This is a genomic window from Desulfatiglans sp. (assembly GCA_012513605.1).
Classification (GTDB): Bacteria; Desulfobacterota; DSM-4660; order Desulfatiglandales; family HGW-15; genus JAAZBV01.
This window is the reverse complement of record JAAZBV010000028.1, coordinates 1-20,452: the sequence shown is the minus strand read 5'-3', so window position 1 is coordinate 20,452 and position 20,452 is coordinate 1. Positions and strand designations below refer to the sequence as shown.

15 protein-coding genes are annotated in these 20,452 nt (G+C 43.9%); 11 read left to right on the top strand and 4 right to left on the bottom strand.

Going from position 1 to position 20,452, the window contains the following annotated elements; translation table 11 throughout:
• The first annotated feature begins 207 nt into the window (after positions 1–207).
• The 6 genes from GX654_03360 to GX654_03335 all read left to right on the top strand — a co-directional run bounded on the left by GX654_03360 (position 208) and on the right by GX654_03335 (position 8,597).
• Positions 208–1,287: a 3-isopropylmalate dehydrogenase gene (locus GX654_03360; GenBank protein NLD35884.1), complete on the top strand. Its 1,080-nt coding sequence runs from the start codon at positions 208–210 to the stop codon at positions 1,285–1,287.
• 227 nt (positions 1,288–1,514) lie between these two features.
• On the top strand, positions 1,515–2,606 hold the full coding sequence (rsgA, locus tag GX654_03355) for a ribosome small subunit-dependent GTPase A (GenBank protein NLD35883.1): 1,092 nt from the start codon (positions 1,515–1,517) through the stop codon (positions 2,604–2,606).
• Positions 2,607–2,700: 94 nt separating this feature from the next.
• A complete protein-coding gene (locus GX654_03350) occupies positions 2,701–3,129 on the top strand; it encodes a hypothetical protein (GenBank protein NLD35882.1) in 429 nt (142 codons plus the stop codon).
• Between the two features lie 221 nt (positions 3,130–3,350).
• Positions 3,351–5,687, top strand: coding sequence for a CoA-binding protein (locus GX654_03345; protein NLD35881.1), 2,337 nt, complete (start codon positions 3,351–3,353; stop codon positions 5,685–5,687).
• A 166-nt stretch (positions 5,688–5,853) separates the two neighbouring features.
• The gene (locus GX654_03340) at positions 5,854–7,782 is read left to right on the top strand and encodes a hypothetical protein (GenBank protein ID NLD35880.1); all 1,929 of its coding nucleotides are present in this window, start codon (positions 5,854–5,856) and stop codon (positions 7,780–7,782) included.
• A 17-nt stretch (positions 7,783–7,799) separates the two neighbouring features.
• Positions 7,800–8,597 carry a hypothetical protein gene (locus tag GX654_03335; GenBank protein NLD35879.1) on the top strand — a complete coding sequence of 266 codons (798 nt, stop codon included), beginning with the start codon at positions 7,800–7,802 and terminating at the stop codon, positions 8,595–8,597.
• 107 nt (positions 8,598–8,704) lie between these two features.
• Here the strand turns inward: GX654_03335 and GX654_03330 are convergent, their stop codons facing one another.
• The 3 genes from GX654_03330 to GX654_03320 are packed head-to-tail and all read right to left on the bottom strand — an operon-like array spanning position 8,705 to position 13,250.
• A complete protein-coding gene (locus GX654_03330) occupies positions 8,705–12,541 on the bottom strand; it encodes a UvrD-helicase domain-containing protein (protein ID NLD35878.1) in 3,837 nt (1,278 codons plus the stop codon).
• A 50-nt stretch (positions 12,542–12,591) separates the two neighbouring features.
• Positions 12,592–12,933: a HigA family addiction module antidote protein gene (locus tag GX654_03325; GenBank protein NLD35877.1), complete on the bottom strand. Its 342-nt coding sequence runs from the start codon at positions 12,931–12,933 to the stop codon at positions 12,592–12,594.
• 23 nt (positions 12,934–12,956) lie between these two features.
• Positions 12,957–13,250 (bottom strand): plasmid maintenance system killer protein, encoded by a 294-nt coding sequence (locus GX654_03320; protein ID NLD35876.1) that lies wholly within the window; start codon positions 13,248–13,250, stop codon positions 12,957–12,959.
• Positions 13,251–13,442: 192 nt separating this feature from the next.
• On the opposite strand from GX654_03320, the gene GX654_03315 reads away from it, so the two are divergent.
• The 3 genes from GX654_03315 to GX654_03305 all read left to right on the top strand — a co-directional run bounded on the left by GX654_03315 (position 13,443) and on the right by GX654_03305 (position 14,969).
• Positions 13,443–14,246 (top strand): NTP transferase domain-containing protein, encoded by an 804-nt coding sequence (locus GX654_03315; GenBank protein ID NLD35875.1) that lies wholly within the window; start codon positions 13,443–13,445, stop codon positions 14,244–14,246.
• 73 nt (positions 14,247–14,319) lie between these two features.
• Positions 14,320–14,559: a ribbon-helix-helix protein, CopG family gene (locus GX654_03310; protein NLD35874.1), complete on the top strand. Its 240-nt coding sequence runs from the start codon at positions 14,320–14,322 to the stop codon at positions 14,557–14,559.
• On the top strand, positions 14,556–14,969 hold the full coding sequence (locus tag GX654_03305; protein ID NLD35873.1) for a PIN domain-containing protein: 414 nt from the start codon (positions 14,556–14,558) through the stop codon (positions 14,967–14,969). The genes GX654_03310 and GX654_03305 overlap by 4 nt, the downstream gene beginning before the upstream one ends.
• A 41-nt stretch (positions 14,970–15,010) precedes the next feature.
• Here GX654_03305 and GX654_03300 read toward each other — a convergent pair whose 3' ends face one another.
• Entirely contained in the window at positions 15,011–17,839 is a 2,829-nt protein-coding gene (locus GX654_03300) for a response regulator (GenBank protein NLD35872.1), read from the bottom strand.
• Positions 17,840–18,189: 350 nt separating this feature from the next.
• Here GX654_03300 and GX654_03295 point away from each other — a divergent pair, with 350 nt between their 5' ends.
• Together GX654_03295 and GX654_03290 are read left to right on the top strand one after the other, a co-directional pair.
• On the top strand, positions 18,190–20,007 hold the full coding sequence (locus GX654_03295) for a PAS domain-containing protein (GenBank protein NLD35871.1): 1,818 nt from the start codon (positions 18,190–18,192) through the stop codon (positions 20,005–20,007).
• 14 nt (positions 20,008–20,021) lie between these two features.
• The coding region (locus GX654_03290) for a response regulator (protein NLD35870.1) at positions 20,022–20,452 on the top strand (431 nt) is incomplete at its 3' end.

The window sequence follows — 20,452 nt, the reverse complement described above, 5'->3', positions numbered from 1 at the left end:
GCTATTCATTTGGCTACCTCTCTTTCGTTTGTAAATTTGTGGCGCTTGGCGACCACGTTAATATTAATAAGAAAGAGGGTAGCCTAATTTATTTATGGTGTTAACTCCTTTTATACATAGCAACTATAGACTTTTTTTAGAATTGACACATAGGTATCATTCCCATATTATTCATTTTCTTAAAATTTAGATGAAAGGAAGATAAAAATGTACAAAATAGCAGTTATTCCGGGTGATGGTACAGGCCCTGAGGTTATCGCTGAGGCACTTAAGGCGCTCAAGACCGCTTCTCAAAAATATGGGTTCAAATATGAGACAACCTCCTATGATTTTGGCGGTCAGCGTTACCTAAAAACCGGTGAAACCCTCACTGACAAAGACATAGAGGAGCTCAAAAAATATAATGCCATCCTGCTTGGTGCAATAGGTCACCCCGATGTGCCGCCGGGCATCCTTGAAAAGGGCGTCCTTTTAAAGGCACGTTTTGGGCTGGACCAGTATATAAACTTAAGGCCAGTAAGGCTTTACCCCGGTGTTGAGACACCGCTAAAGAACAAGGGGCCAAAGGAGATAGACTACTGTGTTATCCGTGAAAACACAGGCGACCAGTACACAGGGGCCGGCGGTTTTACCATGAAGGGCACACCCCATGAGGTGGCAATACAGACGGCAGTATACTCAAGGCACCAGGTGGACAGGTGCCTCAGGTACGCATTTGAATATACACGTAAATATGGTAAAAAGGCGCAGGGTAAGGGTGAACACAACACACTCGCCCTTGTTGGCAAGACAAATGTGCTTACCTATGTTTATGACCTGTGGGACAGGGCCTTCCATGAGATGGGCGCAAAAGATTACCCTGACATTAAAAGGGAATACTTTCATGTTGATGCCACATGCATGTGGATGGTAAAAAGTCCTGAATGGTTTGATGTGCTTGTAACAGGCAATATGTTCGGTGATATCATCACTGACCTTGGCGCAATTACACAGGGGGGCATGGGGCTTGCTGCAGGCGGTAACATCAACCCTGAAGGTGTAAGCATGTTTGAACCTATTGGTGGTTCTGCACCCAAGTATACCGGACTTGGCGTAATAAACCCCCTTGCTGCCATATGTGCCGCAGGCATGATGCTTGAGACCCTTGGTGAACAGGCAGCAGCAGACAAGATAGAAGAGGCGGTAAAGTATGTCACCGCAAACAAGATGAAGAGCATGGATGCAGGCAAGATGGGTTACAGCACAGCAGGGGTAGGAGACCTCGTCTGTGAAAGGATAGTATCCTAAAAAATTGTTTAATAAAGGCCGCCTAAATGGGCGGCCTTTTCATTTATGGCCCCGGGGAAAGATATATTAACCGGGGTTTTCTATTGGTAAATCCCTTATACTATTATATAACACAACCTGTTTGATGCTGATAAACATTTAATTGCCATAATGAAGAGGGCACGAGGCACCGTGCCCTCATAATGGTAATATTTATCAGATCATAGACAGTAATAAAGGGGAATAAAATGAAGCTTGAAGATTTAGGATGGGATGACCATTTCAGAACACAATTTTCGAATCAGGAAACAGAACAGGGGGTACTGCCAGCAAGGGTATCACAGGGTCACAGGGGAGGCTTTTACAGTGTGCTGTGTGAAGAGGGGGAATTTCTCGCAGAGATGTCAGGCAGGATGCAGCATGCTGCTAAAGATGGTGGAGGGCTCCCTGCAGTTGGAGACTGGGTGACAATAAGAACCTATAAGGAGAAAAACAGGGCAATAATCCACGGGCTTCTTGAAAGAAAAAACTCTTTATCCAGAAAGGGGGTGTCCGGTAGAAAGTCTGAGATCCAGGGCAAGATTACTGAGCAGATACTAGCGGCAAACATAGATACCTGTTTTCTGATAAACGCACTTGATAATGATTTCAGTGTGCGCCGTATTGAGCGTTACCTGACCACTGTATATAATAGTGGGATAACCCCGGTGGTTGTTCTTAACAAAACCGATCTTGTGCCTGACCCAGAGGAATATCTGGATCAGATAAACAAAGTCATTTTTGGTGTGTCTGTTATACCTGTGTGCGGCCTCACAAATTCAGGAATTTTGGACCTATCCGCGCACATACAGGCCGGTAAGACAATAGTCTTTATCGGGTCATCAGGCGTGGGTAAATCAACCATAATAAACAGGCTTTTCGGCATGGAGAGGCAGAGGGTAAACCCTGTCCGTGAAAGCGATCAAAAGGGAAGGCATACAACCACCTCAAGGGAGCTTATGCTCCTTTCTGAAGGTGGGATTGTGATAGATACACCTGGCATGAGGGAATTTCAGCCCTGGATGGTTGAAGAGGAAATAGAAGAGGCATTTAACGATATTGAAGAGCTTAGCCTTGATTGCAAATTCAGAAACTGCACACATGAATCTGAGCCGGGCTGTGCAGTGCAGGAGGCAATAAAAGCAGGGAAACTCGACCCTGACAGATATTGTAACTATACCCGCATGAGACGTGAGGCCAGATTTATTGAGGAGAGGACAAACCTCGGCACTCAACAGACAGAGAGAAAAAGGTGGAAGGCGATCACAAAACTTCAGAAGCAGATAAAAAAGGATTGGTGAAGCTATACATCACCATTGACTTAAATATCTGTTTGATTAAACTGGCGGAAACAATGCAGGAAATATTTACCTTTAAATCTTGAGGTGAGACAAAATGGCAAAATCAGAACACGGGAAATATATTATTACAAAGCCCAGGAAAGATTTGGTTGTACCCGAATGGGGAGGGAACCTTTCCGCTGAAAGAAGCACCCGCATGTTTTACCTTGATAGCGATGTAATCCCCGGGGCCTTTTATGTAGAGGTAGTCTGGTTCTGGCCAACCGATCAGAAGGATGACTCCAGCCCTGATCCCCACTCTCATGATGTTGATGAGGTAATAGGTTTTTTCGGCACAGACCCAAAGAACCTTAATGACCTTGGAGCAGAGATAGAGTTTTATATAGATGGGGAGAGAAACCTGATGAGGGAAAGTTTTCTGGCATTTATCCCGGCAGGGGTTAAACATTGTCCTTTGAATATACTCAAGATAACAAAACCGGTGTTTCACTTTGCCACCATCCCCCGGAAGAATTATGGGTAATATTATTGACGATCATAATAAGATTAGATTGTTTAAGTATATTTGATGACAGGACCATAGTCGTCATGCCCGCGGAGGCGGGAATCTATTTTATTGGTTTTTAAAAATATTAAACAAATGGATGCCCGCCTTCGCGGGCATGACGAAGTATAATCCTTTCAAAAAGCAGAGAGCCCCATTACGAAAACCTCCACTCTGTAAGGGGCCAAGGATAATAATCCATGATAAATATATTTGCATCAGCGGAAAGTGATGGAAGGGCGAGCCTCTTTGAGCACGAGACCTATTCCCTCTTAAATATGATTCACCGTGTTACTGCTCCAGCCCACATATTTCTGGAAAAAGAGAGGACATATACTGACGAAGAGCTTACCTCTCTTCCTGGTGAAAGGGTGGTGCTCAAGATCGTCTCTCCATATATAAGCCACAAAACAGATGTTCATGGTGTAAAGGTGGTTGAAAAAAGGGCTGATATAATCAGGCAGGCTATCAGGCAGATGCTTAACGATGTGCCTGGGTATTATGCCCGCCTCCTTGAAAATGGGGATATCCATTCACCTGAAATATATAAAGAGCTTTCAGGGGGCAGGCTCAGAGAGGCTGTTAAACATGATATCAGGGGTGTGCTCATGGTTCAGCACATACCCTTTGAATCAACCGCATTTGGGTCAGAATTCATTATCGGTATCAGGAAGACCCGCGATTTTGGAATGATAATAACCGCTGGCCCTGGAGGCACAGATACAGAGCTTTATGCTGAGACCTTTAAAAAGGGCATGGCCTTTGTATCAGCATCAACCATGATGACCTCTGCCAATGAATTTTTGGCCCTGTTCAGGAAGACCTTAAGCTACAGAAAGCTCGCAGGGCTTACCCGTGGACAGAAACCGGTTGATATCGATAATGCACTTAGAGACCTGTTTTCATCATTTATATCACTCGCAAACAGTTTTTCAGCTTTCAGCTCTGAGAGCCCATATGTGATAGAAGAGCTTGAGATAAACCCGTTTGTCTTTTCAGCGAATTGTCCTGTACCACTTGACGGTTTATGCAGGTTCAGCCGCACTGAAAAGATGCCATGTAAACGGCCCCTGGACAGGATCGATTCTCTATTACACCCCCGGACAATAGGAATATTAGGTGTCTCAACAACAAGGGTAAATTTCGGACAGATTATTCTGAATAATATTATTGCAATGGGATTTGAGAAACAAAACCTCCGCATCATAAAGCCCGGCACAGATAATTTTAACGGCGTACCGTGCGTGGAGAGCCTAACAAGCATTGATATAAGGGTTGACCTCCTCGTGGTTGCTGTGGGGGCAGAACAGGTGCCGGATATAGTCGACAAGGTACTTGAAAAGGATATATGCAAATCAGTAATCCTTATACCGGGTGGCATTGGTGAGACTGATGAAAGCATCGGACTTGCGAACGAGATGGCTGATAAAATCAACAGGGCAAGGCTGGCAGGCCGTAATACCCCTGTATTTCTGGGTGCAAACTCCCTTGGTGTTGTGTCCCACCCCGGAAAATATGACACCCTCTTTATCCCTGAAGAGAAACTGCCCAGAAAAAGAGACGTCCGCACTAGAAATATTGCATTGATAAGCCAGAGCGGTGCATTCATGATAACAAGGGCAAGTAGCCTCGACGGGTTTGATCCTGCCTATATGATTTCAGTGGGCAACCAGAATGACCTTACACTTGGAGATGTAACCTCATACATTGCTGAAAGGGATGATATAGATGTGATCGCTCTCTATACTGAGGGGTTCAAGAAACTGGACGGGCTCTCTTTTTTAAGTGCAATAAAACACGCAAAAGAGAATGGAAAAACTGTAATTATCTACAAGGCAGGCAAGACAAAAGAAGGCAAAAGTGCAACAACAAGCCATACAGCTACAATAGCAGGCGACTATCAGCTCTTTATATCCTGCGTAAGAGAGGCAGGGGGAATTATTGCATCCAGCTTTACAGAATTTAATGACCTGCTTTTACTGGCTGAAAAACTCAATAAAAAGGTCATAAGGGGTAACAGGATTGCTGCATTAAGCGGGGCAGGCTTTGAGGCGGTGGGCATGGCTGACAATCTTGAAACCGACGGGTGTTATCTTGCGATGGCAAGGTTCAATGAAACCACAGTAAACAGATTTAATGGTTTACTTGAGGCAAAAGGGATTTCAAGGCTGACAAAGGTAAATAACCCCTTTGATATAAACCCTGCCGGGGATGACGAGACCCATATCCTGATGATAAAACAGCTTGTTGAGGATGAAAATGTGGACGCCATTATAGTGGGCCTTGACCCTTTATCCCCTACAACCACAACCCTTTCAGGGAATGATAGCTATGGATTTATGAGGCCGGGCAGTATGGTTAATGAGCTTGGTGAAATAATAAAAAATACAGATAAACCGGTCATAGGGGTGATAGATGCAGGGGAGCTGTATGACCCCATGGCAAAAGAACTGGCAAATAAGGGCATGGCAGTCTTCAGGTCAGTTGACAGGGCATTAAGGGCGCTCGCAGTGTATATTTCCGGTTTATTGTCTTGACACAAAAAGGCTATATTCCTATAGTTCATTTCAAACAGGCATAGCGCCAAATTAAATATTCCAGCTTAAACATCAACAAATTATGCCTTTAAACCGGGATAACCTGGATTATGAAAGGATATACCAGATTTGAACCGGTTTTATGGGCCACAAAAAGGGAGGTCTTATGAAAAAAACTGTTGTTTTGTTCACTCTTTTACTGATTTTCTGTTTTGTTATTTCAGCATGTTCTTCACCCTCTGATTCATCAAAGGATTCAGCAACTGACTCCGCTTTAAGTCCGCCTCCTGAGCCTGAAGAGGAGTCCCCTCCGGCTGAGGCAGTGGCTTCGACCAGGTATACAAGGGAATATCTTGTAAACATGATGGACAGGTACCTTGCAGCACTTGTAAGCCATGACTCTTCCAGCGTCCCCCTTGCAGAGGATGTCAAAATGGTTCAGAACACGAAACCCACACCCATAGGTGAGGGATTATGGAAGACGGCATCTGCCCTTCCAACCGATTTCAAGATCTATATTGCAGACCCCAAAGAGGAACGTGTCGCTTTCATGGGTGTTATGGAAAGCGAAGGCAACCCGGTACTGCTTGGTGCACGCCTCAAACTGGTTGATGGCAAGATTACAGAGATAGATCACATGGTCTCCCCTGCTGCCTCCGCAATGGCAGGTAATACTGTACCTGAAGGCCTTAAAAAGCCAAGGCTGGCCCTGGTTGAAAAACTGCCTGATGCACAGAAGACCCCGAGAGAGGATATGCTGAAAGCAGCGCTCAGCTATTACCCATCTCTTGAATTGAATGATGGCTCTATCGCCCCATATGCTGATGAATGCCAGCGTAATGAGAATGGCATGACCACTGCCAACAACCAGAACCCACAGATGGGTGATGGGGCAATGACATCAGCCGGCGGTATGCTTACCTTTATGAAAATGACCTGCGCACAACAGATGGATACAGGCATGTGGAGATACATCACAGACATCAACCAGATCCGCCCAGCTGCAATAGATGAAGAAATGGGCCTTGTTATGGTTTTCTCTGTGTTCAATCATGATGGCGAACCTGACCCCATGCCCATTGTAAATATCCCGGGGCTGACAGAGCGTAAAAATGAGTGGGGCAAGTTTACAGTGCCTGCTGCACATATATACAAGATCAGAAATGGCAAGATCTATGAGATAGAGGCAATGGCCATACTTGATGCCCCGTATCAGGGTGACGACGGCTGGAGCTGCACGAAAAAATGTCTTGAAGATAAGATGGACCAGTACCTTGCCGCCCTTGCGAAGAATGACCCTGCCGGTGTCCCGCTTGCAGCCGACGCAGAGATTGTTGAAAACAACAAAAAGATAACCATAGGCGAAGGGCTCTGGAAGACAGCCACCGCAGGCCCGACCAATTTCAAGATCATAGTTGCTGATGAGGCGGCTGATGAGGTGGCCTTCATGGGTGTGATAGAGGAGAATAAAAATCCCACCATTGTGGCCATAAGGCTCAAGATAGAAGATAAAAAGATTACAAAGATTGATCACCTTGTTGTACACAATGAAAAGGGTGAACCCCTGAATCCAAATATGTCAGCACTCCGGCCTGCATTTCTGGAGCGCCAGCCCAAGATGGAGCGTATCGCACGCGAAAAGATGATAGAGATCGCCAACCTCTATTATGAGGCCATTATTCAGAATAATGGTAATGTTGCACCATTTGCGGATGAGTGCGAGAGAAGGGAAAACGGCGGGATTGCAGCCAATGACCGTACCGGTAAAAAGGATGTGGATATATTCAGTACCTATAAATGTGCGGATCAGCTTAACACGGGACGTTTAAGTTATATTGCTGATATCACTGACAGACGTATATTTGCGGTTGATGAAGAAAAGGGGCTGGTATTTGTATTCTCTATCTTCCGCCACAATGGCGAACCCAAGGTGATGAAGATTACCGGAGTACCAGGGATCACCGAATTTGCAAATGAATGGGGGCCTTTTGAGCTGCCTGCCGCCCATGTGTTCAAGATCAGGAACGGTAAGATCCATGAGATAGAGGCAATAGGTTATTTTTACGCAGGCACCGGTCTTACAACCGGGTGGTAGAAAAAAGGGAGGCCTTTATGGAATATATCGGACGCAAACCGACAAATATCATGGGGGTCTCTCTGCTCCATAAATGCAACCTCAACTGTGCGCACTGCGGTTATATATATGTTGGAGAGGCAGAAGACCACATCATAAAACCCGGTTACAGGCTTTCATGGAATCAGGTAAGAATCGCACTTGATGACTGCAGGAGCATACCTGAGTCATACTGGAACATGAACTATACAGGTGGAGAACCTACTCTATGGGAAGAGGGGGACAAAACCTTTGTAGATATACTTATGGAAACCGCAAAGGCGGGGCAGTTCCCCAGTTACAACACCAATGGCAGCTATTTTAATGATTTCATAAAAACCCGCGACTTCTTTTTTAGGTATATGGATGCAACTCAGGAACCCCTCATGACATTTATCAGCATGGACAAGTTTCATAAAAATTATGATGAGGTAAAGGGCAGGGCAAAGAGTCTTGATAATATAATAAAGGTAATGGATGAGATACCGGAAAATCGAAAAGCGCAGTTCAGGACACATGTGATTATCATTATAACAAAAGACCCAGAAAGTACCCTGCCTGCTGAGATGAAGACCCATTATGAAGCATCTGGTATCACATTCGGCGATTTTCCTCTGATGCGTATCGGGAAGGCAAAAAATCTAGCTGACCAGATACCGGAGATGATAGACTATTTTCCGCCAAACCAGAATGAGTCGGGCGGCCCACGTGTACTTGTGCTTGTCGGTGATGATTACTATTTAGCAAGCGAAAAAAAAGGCAGGCTTGGGCATCTGAGTGATTTATATATATCTTAGGGATACGGGAAAACCTAAAATATTATTAACCAAGGAACACGGAGTAAAAACTTAAAAGATAATATCTCCGTGACCTCCGTGGTTATCAATAAAGAGATATTAGGTTATTACAGACACAGTTTTTTGTTATACCCGCAGAAGCGGCATTCGGTGCCTTTATCCCTTGTGGCACTGACCTCTGCTTGCCATATCTTTTTATCCTCAAGCCCATCCATTTTTTGTGATATATTATCGAGCATATCAGGCGGGTTGCCCGGCCAGTTGCATTCAAGGAGGTGGCCATTATCAAGAAAATAGATATACTGCCTTTCCACCTTTTTATTCAATATCTTCTCCAGCGCCCACCTGTAAAAGGCGAGCTGGATATCATAACCGCTTTCTCTAACAATCTGTTCAGGGGATTTTTCTTTAGTATCATTGCTCTTCCAGTCTATGATTATCCAGTGCCCGGTCTCAGGCTCTTCAATTATCATGTCCATTACCCCCCTGAACTCTATCCCCGGCCTGGCGGTTACGAGGAATGGCACTTCAGTATAAAATCTCTTTTCTTTCATGAGGTCAATCAGCCTTTTATCTGCCACCGTATTCATGAGCAGATGTTTTATCCTTTCAAGGTGGAAATCCGGTCTGTGATCATCAGGGGGCATCCCTTTTTTTATCTTATCAAAGAGTGCCTCATCAAAGGGGCTGCCAAATCTGTGCCTTTCAAGGTAGCCGTGGATAAAATTACCTGTATAGAGGGCATCCTTTGAATCATAGTCCTCCATATCCTCAGATAAGAAGGTTTCATCAGGGCGCTCTTCATCATCATATGTGCTGTTGTATTCGCCCTCCTTAAGCTTCAGGACTGTGTTCAGGTAAAACCTGACAGGGCACCTTAAAAAGAGGCGCACAGAGGTAAAGCTTACCTGCAAATATGGGTTTGACCTTACAGGTGCCGTAAGGTCAAGCCCCCTGATACCCTCGTCATATGCCCCAAAGGAACCGGGGTCTGGCATCTGGGGTGAATATTCAATGCCCCTGAATCCCTCCATTTTTACCAGGGGCCTTTTTACGACTGGAAAAAACCTGTTATTATCGCATCCTTCATCTTCGCCATACTCCAGGTTAAGCCCATGTATGTCGGTAAGAATCTGATTTATACTGGCCTTCTCCCTGTAGTCGTCAGAGGTAAGGGGGACAGGCTTTATCTCCGCTTTTAAAGGATGTTCAGCACACAGAAGCGCCAGGTGGTTCTCTGCCCTGGTGCATGCAACATAAAATACGCGCCTGTTTTCCGCCACCTCTTCAAGGCTGTTTCTGTGCATAAGCAGGTGCATGAGCGGCCCCTTTGCCCTGCGAAAATCAAGTGAGGGTGCCTCAACAGGCCACAGGGGCATATCTCCTTCATTGCTGTTCCACTTTAAACCATTATTCTCTGCAGGGGTGTAGAGCCTCAGGGGTTTTCCTGTATCAGGGGTAATCAGGATTTTTCTGTCTAGCTGGGGCAGGATTATCATAGGGAACTCAAGCCCCTTTGCAGCATGTATGGTCATGAGGGTTATTGGGCTGTTTATGCCCCCTGCCATGACTGCCTCTCCCTCATCCTCATCCTGTTCCGCCATATCAAGGCAATATCTAACAAAATCGTGCAGAGAACCCTTTTCTTCATGCTGGAACCTCCGCGCAATATCCATGAGCTTTTCCATATTGAGGAGTGTCTGACCACCCCTCTCACATGCAGAATATGCGGCTGTGAGTGAACGCCTTGAGATGATGGTGCGTATCAGCTCAGATATGGTAAGGCGCGAGGCAAGCTCCCGGAAGGATGCGATCTCTTTAAAGAGCTTCCTTATATAGGGGTGGTCTGGCATGTTCGCATCACATGTCAGCGCCTTCCTGTTATAAAAGAGATCAAATACCTCAGGGTCAGTTAACCCGAAGATCTGCCCCCTGAGACTACTTAAAAGCGATATCTCCTGCCTTTCATCAGCGAGAAAATTCAGGAACTGGAGCATCTCTATCACCTCGCTGCTCTTATAAAAGCCCTTTCCCCTGTGGATTACAAATGGGAGGTGTGCCTCCCTTAATATATTTTCAAATCTCCTGATATGGGTGAAGGCGTAAAAGAGTATGCCTATTGCCTTTTCATTTTTTTCTATTTTCTCGCGTATATCCTGATAGACCCTGTATTCATAGGTTTCTGTGCCCTGTTTTCCCATTATAGATTCTATAAGGTTTACTATAAGGGTTGACTCTATCTCAGGCTCCCCGGCCTTTTCAGATTCAGAAGAGAGAGATGGAATATAAATGGTTACAGACCCCATGGCCAGCGGGTCGTCGGTTTTATTATCCGCTGCCAATATATCCCTCGGAGCGGTCTCGTACTCCTTTATATCCCCGGCATGTCTGCTGCTGAATACCTCCTCAAAGGTGCTGTTGAAAAAGTTGATCGGCCTCTGATCGCTCCTGAAATTATGGGGCAGATAGATATCACCATTTAAGATACTCGCCTGATCCTTAAGAGTAAGCATATTAAACCTGTCAGTAATGGCGGCAGGATCAAACCCATTATCTATCTCTTTAATGCGTCCTTTCATCTCCTCTGATTGAAAAAAGAGGGGGCCAGGTTTTATATTTGATTGCCCTATCTCCCTTATTACCTTTTCAAACACCGTGACATCGCCTCCCCTGAAGCGGTATATAGCCTGTCTTTTATCCCCCACAACAAATATTCGGCCCGGAAGCAGTGCATTAAGGCTTTGTCCTGATGTATCCATGCAAAGGGTCCTGATGATCTCCCACTGTATCCTGTTGGTATCCTGGAACTCATCCACCATGATATATTTGTATCTCTCCTGTATCCTTTTTAGGTGCTGGGATTTCCTGTTTTCGAGCATCTTTTTTAGAAACATGAGAGACCTTGTCTCAAGGTCAGAAAAATCAAGACTGTTGATCAGCCCCTTTTCATGTGAATATTTTTCTATGGAGTCCTTAACCACCTTCATGAAGGAGTTAAGCTCCTTTTCAAATATGGAATCAGGATTATTCAGGATAAACAGGTCAGGAAAGTGTTCATTAACCATATCAATATATGAAAGCTGTCTGAGCCCAACATCAATACTGCACCTCTTTCTTGGTCCGCCACCTGTGCTTGCAAGGGCTCTCATCCTACTGAAAAGGGCAGGTATGCCATAACCATTATATTCTGTGTCACCTGAAGGAAGCCACTCTTCAAGGATGGCGATCAGCTCTTTTGCGGTATCATTCATGTTTTCCTGTTCATTCAGCCCCTTCAGGTAAGGCAGCACAAACCTCTCTTTTAGATACAGGCAGTAATCATTGAACACCTGATCCTTCCAGTCGCTGATACTGAAAAGGCGTTCTTTTGTATCAAGCACCCTTTCATATAGTGATACGTTTTCACTCAGGCCCCTGACCGCGCTTATCAGGCTGTTTTTACCCCCGAATGAACGCAGGAGCGGGATGAGCTCATCCCTGTTTTCATCCCATATGGTTTTTATGGCCTCTTTGATGGCGCTATCAAGTATCATCTGCTGACGCATACCCTGGGTGATCTTAAAATCAGGGTCAGTGGTTGACTCCACAGGGTGCTCCCTTAACAGGTTTGCACAGAATGAGTGGATTGTAGATATCCTGTTTTTGTCAAACTGATCCTTTGCCTCCCTGATCCTCTCCCTTAACCGGTTGTTACCCCCCTGCCTGAATCTTTTATCCAGGCTGATAAGCATGTCATAAATGCGGCCCTTCATCTCCTCTGCGGCCTTTTCAGTAAATGTGAGGGTAAGTATCTGCGGAAGGGTAACCCTCTCATCGGTAAGAAGGATAAAGCAGAAGCGGTGGCTTAAGATTCTGGTTTTACCTGCGCCTGGACCTGCGGTAACAACCATGTTCCGGTTGTAATCAAGTGCGCACAGTTGCTGTATGGTAAGGTCATTGAACATATTTTATGATTTCACTTTTGCAATGAGGGAGTGAGGGAAATCAAAATTGCTTATATCGTTTGGTATGATTCATGTTCAAATTTCTTTTGGTTCGTTGGTATCGGCTTTATATTTTTTAAGGTACCTGATTCGGTTATATTAGCATTATACAGATCCCATTTCATTTGAAGATTTAACCAGAAATCAGCTGATAGCCCGAATACCTTTGCGAGTCTCAAGGCAGTGCTTGGCGTTACACCACGTCTTCTATTAATAATTTCATTCACTCTCTGGTATGGTACTTTTATAGATTTAGCTAATTCCATTTGGGTAATTCCCATAGGTTTTAAAAATTCTTCTAAAAGCATTTCTCCAGGATGTGTTGGAACTCTATGAGTTGGTATTCTAATCATAAATGTCTCTCCGTCAAATTTTGTTAATGATAATCTGTTATCTCTACTTCATCAGGGTTATTCTCAATCCATTTGAAACTGATTCTGTATTGGTCATTAATTCTAATGCTATACTGCCCTTTTCTATTACCTGTCAGGGATTCCAATCTGTTTCCAGGTGGTATTTTTAGCTCATCCAGTGATGTCACTGAGTCCAATTGGTCAAGTTTTCTTGATGCTGTTTTCCATAACTCCTTTGGACAAATTTTTCTAGAAATCTTTGATGGCCTGCCATTATAGATATCTTCTGTTGCTTTGTTTTTAAAGGAGTTTATCATGAAAATAAAATAGCATGGATTTTATGCTATTTCAAGCAGTGAGACTGTTATTATGACTTAAAAAAGGTAGCTAACAGTACAATTATAACCTGCTTTTTAAAGTACACTTTTTGATACATTAATGATAAAAATCTGAAAATATTTATTATTAAAATATGTTAAACGTTAGTCGAGATAGTAGGGAGAACCAAATTGGAAAACAAGAAGATTGCATCGCTTATATTTGCAGCGGGAAAAGGGAGCAGGGTAAAGGGCTATGAGGGTAACAAGACGCTTCTTCCACTTGTGCCAAAGGGAGGGGAGGTCTTTCAGGGAGATAAACCCATACTTTTGAGCATAATTGATAAACTGCCAAAAGGGCCAAAGGCCATTGTGGTAAATCATAAAAAGGAGGATGTGATAAGGGCGACCAGCGCCTGCAATGCAAAGTATTATGAACAGCCTGAGCTTAATGGTACTGGCGGCGCACTGCTCGCTGCAAAGGACTTTATAAAAAATGAGCAGTATGACTCTTTGCTTATAACAATGGGCGATACACCCCTGATAAAGGCCTCCACATTTCAGGGGCTAGTGGATGGGCTGTCAGTGTGTGACCTGACCATTCTGGGGTTTGTTCCACGTGACAAAAAGAAATATGGTGTGCTTGACACCAACGGCAATTATGTAAAAAGGATTGTTGAATGGGAATACTGGCACAAATTCCCGGTGCAGGAGCAGGAAAGACTCAGCATAGTGAATGGGGGCATATATGCCGTGAAAAGGGATGCCCTTATAAAATATCTTGAACTATTGAGCGCTCAGCCCCATATAGTCATTAAGGAAAGAGAGGGGAAACAGGTTGAGGTAAAGGAATATTTTATCACTGACATGGTTGAGATGATGTACAATGACGGCCTTAAAACAGGCTATGTGGTTGCAGCGGATGAAAATGAGGTGATGGGGATTGATGATGTGGATTCACTCAAAAAGGCACAGGAGTTGTATAAGAAATACTAATCAATAACCATATTGACAATACCTTAAAGCGGTAATACGATAGTGTCAAATAGGTAATACCGCAGGGGGTAAAATGAAAACATTATCTGTAAAACTGCCTGAAAACTTATTGGAAAGGCTTGATTCAACAGCGGCACAAAAAGGAGAAAGCAGGTCTGCCCTGTTAAGAGAGGCAATAGAGACAATTGTTAATGGAGAGGGCGGCTCTCTAAAGGGTTCCTGCATGGAGCTTGCTAAAGATCTTGCCGGATCGGTAAATGGACCGGTAGACCTCTCTTATAACAAGACCCGTATGGCAGAATACGGAAAATGAAACAAAATGTTATTATTGATACAGGGCCAATTGTTGCATTTATTAATGCCAGGGATGAATATCATAAATGGGCAAAAGAGCAATGGTCTCGAATTGCCCCTCCTTTGTTAACATGCGAAGCTGTACTATCCGAGGCATGTTTTTTACTCCGCGATATACGGGGAGGAGCTGAAATTGTACTTGAACTCCTTAAACGGGGAGTTATTAATATCTCCTTTCAAATAGAAGATTCCCTTGATCAGGTAAAATGGCTTCTTAAAAAGTACACTGATGTTCCAATGTCACTTGCTGATGCCTGTCTTGTAAGGATGTCCGAGATATATCCTGGCAGTCACATCTTCACTCTTGATAGTGATTTCCGCATCTACCGGAAGAATATAAGAAATATTATACCATTAATATCGTATTGATATGCATCACGCCGAAACAATTGAAGGCCGTCTGATGTAGCCTATTTGTCGAGTATCTTCCTCACCTTGCAGGCAATGTCGCTTATAACAATAGGCTTCATGATAAACTCCTTTATGCCTATTGCCTTTGCCTCCTCTTCGGAGATGACATCACTGAAGCCTGTGCAGAGGATTATGGGTATGTCAGGCCTTATGGTCATGAATTCTTTTGCAAGCTGGGCGCCTGTCATCTTAGGCATGGTCTGGTCTGTGATTACTATATCAAACCGCTTCGGGTCTCTTTTAAAGACCTCAAAAGCCGCTGTACTACTTGAATGAGTCTCGACTTTATAGCCGAGCCTCTCAAATATCTTTTTCTGGGCAACAAGCAGCCCCTCTTCATCATCAACCAGAAGCATTGTTTCAGTGCCGTGGGGTATGGGGTTAGCTTCAGCAGCTTCGGTTTTATGCGGCCTTTGTATCCTCGGTAAAAGTATGGTGAAGGTCGCTCCCATGCCTTTTTCACTCTCCACCCTGATGGTCCCTTTGAGTTCCTTAATAATACCATAAACTACAGCCAGCCCGAGCCCTGTTCCCTCTCCACGCTCCTTTGTGGTAAAGAAGGGGTCAAATATCCGGTCAATAAGATTTTTATCAATGCCGTGCCCGGTATCACTGACTTTCATGCAGACATACGGCCCTGGTAGTAATTCAGGGTAAAGAGAGGTAGATTCAGGCTGTATAAAAACCGGCTCAAGATTCACGCTAAGTGTTCCCCCTTTTTCACGCATGGCGTGGGCGGCATTTGTACAGAGGTTCATTACCACCTGATGTATCTGGGTCGGGTCAGCCAGGGCCAGATCGTCTTCAGTAGATATGCTGGAGCTCATCTCTATTGTTGAAGGGAGCGAAGACCTGAGCATCTTGAGCGCCTCTTTTATAACAAGGCTTATCTTGAGGGGCCTTAACTCTATCTCACTCTGCCTGCTGAAGGTGAGTATCTGCTTTACAAGGTCTGTTGCCCTCTTCGAGGCCTTTAATACCTCATCCATCCTGTGCTGCACAACGTTGTTCCCGCTGTTTTCAAACTGGGCCAGTTCGGTATTGAGCATTATAGACTGTAGGATATTGTTGAAATCATGGGCTATGCCGCCTGCCAGGGTTCCTATGGCCTCCATCTTCTGGGCCTGTTGTAAAAGCGCTTCCACCTGCTTTTTTTTCTCTTCAGTATTCATCCTCTCTATCTCAGCGGATGTTCGGGCAGCAAGTATCTTCATAACATCCTCTGCCCTTTTGGGGAGTATAAGCAAATCCTTTGACATGGCCGCAAGAACACCAATCGGTTCTTCCTCCTTGTTTAGAAGCCGGATACCCACAAATCCGGTTATATCAAGATCATGGAGTTGCACAGCCTCAGAGAAATGTTCTTTAAGCCCTACAGGGTGATAGAAATACCCCTTTTTTATTACCTCCATACATGGTGTGTTTTTCAGGGGATATGAATAAACCTTTGACAATTTCCCTTCCCTTATGATGGATATGGACTCAATAGTTGAATTTTTGGTGACCTTTCCTATTATGGCTACATCACAGTCAAGCCAGATGGATAATTCCCTGACTATTTTATCAAAAAAATCCTGGCCTGTTACCCATGAGGTACCTTCGAGTATTGCGTTAAATGCCTTGTCTGACTGTTTTTTTTCCGTGACATCCTCTGCTATGCCTACAATGCGGTACAACTTACCCTCTTCATTGTAAACAGGGTATCCCCGTGCTGAAATCCAGTGGATAGAAAAGTCAGAATGGATTATCCTGTATTCCGGAAAGATTATTTCATCCACATCACCTTTAGTCTTTTCCTTGAGGTATGATAATACAATATCCCTGTCTTCTTTGATGATAGAGTCTGACCATGATACAGGGTTTTTATAGAGGCTCTCACATGAAAGGCCCCAGACCTTTTCATAGGCAGGGCTTATATAATATACCTCTTTCCAGTCAGGAGAAACGACCCAGAAGACCTCCTGGATATATTCTGCAAGCTGCCTGAACCTCTCTTCGCTTTCCATGAGGGCAATTTCAGCAACCTTGTGTTTTGTCTCATCAGTATATACTGCAACGATCTCATCTGATGGAAGCCGGTACACATAGTTCTCACGCCAGCCCACAATGCGCGAATCCTTGTAAAATCTAACAGGGTGTCTCTCAGGGATACCGGTTTTAAGCACCCTCCTGAATACCTCAATCAGCCCGAACTCAATTACACCTGGAAAGACCTCCGTTACCCTTTTACCGACAATATCCCCTCTTTTTACCTTTTCTATCTTTTCTGCGGCCCTGTTAAATTCAACAATAATAAAATCATTTCCTGAATCCTGGGGCCTGTATATTGCTATTGCGTTTATTGTGTTTTCAAAGATACCCTCATGTCTTTCCTGGTATTTTCTAATCTCCTCTGCGCTCTCAGAGCCATTTGTCTCGTCGCGCGAAATCCTTGCCTTAAGTTCTGATTCAGCCCTGTTCAGCCTGATCATAGACCTCACAATGGATTCAACACTGTATTTGTTCAATGGCCATGTCACGATGCCCTCAATATCTCTCTTAATTGATTCATCAAACAGTGTGATGTGATGCAATTCATCAACAAGGAGCACAACAGGTATCAGCGAGGTCTCTTTTTCTGATATTCGTTTTTTAAGAAGATTGGCCAGTATCCCGGCTTCAATAGATGATCTTACAAAGATCAGGTCAGGCCTGTCATCAAGGGCATTTATTATCTCTTCATGTACAGGAGGTTGTTTGATTGTGCATCCTGGGAACAGCTCTGCAAGAAGCCTTCTGAGTTCAGATGCCAGATTTTCTTTGTCATCCACTATTAGAAATGAAAGCATTTTACGCCCTTAAATTTAAAGGTTAGCATAAAATAACTCTTAAGGATTTATTATATAGGATGTCGGTCAGATCCCTGATAATAATTAAACTAATTATTCATACCGTATTTTTGCTTAATTATACCTGATATATGTAAAAAATCACCTTTTTTTTAAAATGAAAGGTGACTATTATGGAATATCATAAAATTGAGTATATTTTAATCATATGGATATAAGTTACCCTTTTATAGAAGATGTGGTGTGTAAAAAGTATGCATATGCTGGCAAATAAATATTGATATATTAATATTATTTATTTTAAAATGGCCTTTTACTAATAAAAGTATAATGGAACGGATGTTGCTAATATGCATGATATGGCTAATCATTTTCAAAATAGAGCAAGTACAAAATTCAGGCCCCTGTTATGGATAATGGCGGGATGTATTATTATACTTCTCCCCATATTTATTTTCTGGACATCTGATAATATTAACAGGCAGAAACGCGCTATTGAACGGCTTCTTATTGATAAAGGAGCAAATTACATATTGAGTGTTGAATGGGCCACAAGAAATGCAATGGTAGGTTCCATAATGGACAGGTTCCCTATGCCAGAGGCATTTAATCAGTTAAGGGATCAGAATCCACTCCAGGGTCTGATAACATTTTATACCCAGAATCCTGAAATCTCATATATCATATTGACTGACCTGGAAGGAAACATCACAAACCACAGCGATCAGGATCAGATCGGTGAAAAATATGTTAAAAATCTTGATTTTTCAATGCTGGTGGAGACAGGCGAACTAAAAAGACGCGAGGTCACAGACAGGGGTGGCAACAGGGTTTTTGAGGTATACAGGGTATTTATGCCCTCAATGAGGATGCGGGCCCCCTTAGGCAGACCGGGAGATGGGCAACAACATCAGAGGAGCAGAAGAGATGCCTTTACCGGGAGAAATCCATATTATCCAGAAGAAGAGAGCAGAATAATCTATGTTGGCCTTGATATGGCCCAGTTGGAGGCACAGAGCAGGGAAGATACAAGGGAACTTATTAAAAAGGGGTTTTATCTTCTCCTGATAGGGTTTGCAGGTATTTCCGTGCTCATACTTGTACAGGCATACAGGTCAGCCCAGACATCCCTTTCAAGGATAAAGGCACTTTCTGATAACATAGTAGAAAACATGCCCATCGGGCTTATTGTACTTGATACCGATTCAAGGATTGCATCCTTTAATTACATTGCTGAAACGCTGCTCCATATGCCGGGCCACGAGACGCTGGGCAAACCAGCTGCAGAGAAACTTCCGGAAGAGCTGATCCAGTTGATAAATGAACTGCGTGTTAACGAGAAAAACATAGTTAAAGAGCTTGAAATAGAGCTCGAAGAACACAGCAAGGTATATCTGGATCTATACCTCTCTATACTTAAAGACAGTTCAGGCACTCTCCTGGGGTATATTGTTCTCTTCAGAGACCTGTCAGAGGTAAAGGAGCTTAAAAAGGAGGTTGAGCGCAGCACAAGGCTTGCATCCATAGGCAGGCTTGCCGCAGGTGTAGCACATGAGATCAGAAACCCCCTAAGCTCCATAAAAGGGTTTGCCACATACTTTGGCGAGAGATACAAGGATGTGCCTGAGGATAAAAATACGGCCCATATTATGGTAAGCGAGGTGGAGAGGCTGAACAGGGTAATCACCCAGCTCCTTGATTTTGCAAGACCGGTTGATATCAAAAAGGAGATACTTGATATCAGCAAGGTGATCAACCACTCTACCAAGATGATTGAAAGAAACGCGAATGAACGCAATATCAGGGTCAAGGTTGAGATAGCACCGGGCATCCCCTATATCCCCTTTGATACGGATCGTATGAACCAGGTATTTCTGAACCTCTTTTTAAACAGCATTGAGGCAATGGAAAATGGCGGGGAGTTATTGGTAAAGGCGGATTATGACGCGGATATGGAGGTAGTAAGGATCACTGTAAGCGATACAGGTAAAGGGATTGCCCCGGGTGACATCGGGAGCATCTTTGACCCCTACTTCACCACAAAACAGTCAGGTACAGGGCTGGGCTTAGCGATTGTTCACCGCATAATAGAATCACATAATGGTGAGATAAAGGTGGAGAGCAACCCTGAAGCAGGTACCAGTGTAATCATTACACTGCCGCTATAGTTAGGAGAACAAATATGAGTACAGATAAGAAAAATACAATACTGGTTGTGGATGATGACACAGCACACCGCACCATGCTTAAGACATTGCTTTCAGGATGGGGATATCTTATTGAGGAGGCGGATGACGGCTCAACTGCAATTGCCAAGGTAGAGGAGAGGGCATATGACCTGATACTCATGGATATCCGCATGATAAAGGTCTCAGGCATTGAGGCATTAAAGGAGATAAAGATCATCAACCCCGCCATCCCCATAATCATCATGACCGCCTATTCATCTGTTGAAACAGCGGTTGATGCCCTTAAAAACGGGGCATATGACTACCTGATCAAACCCCTGGATTTTGACGAACTCAGGATTTCACTCATAAGGGCAATGGATCATACAGGTTTAAGGGAGGAAAACCGCCTGCTCAAGGAGAGTATGGTAAGCCATTTTGACAG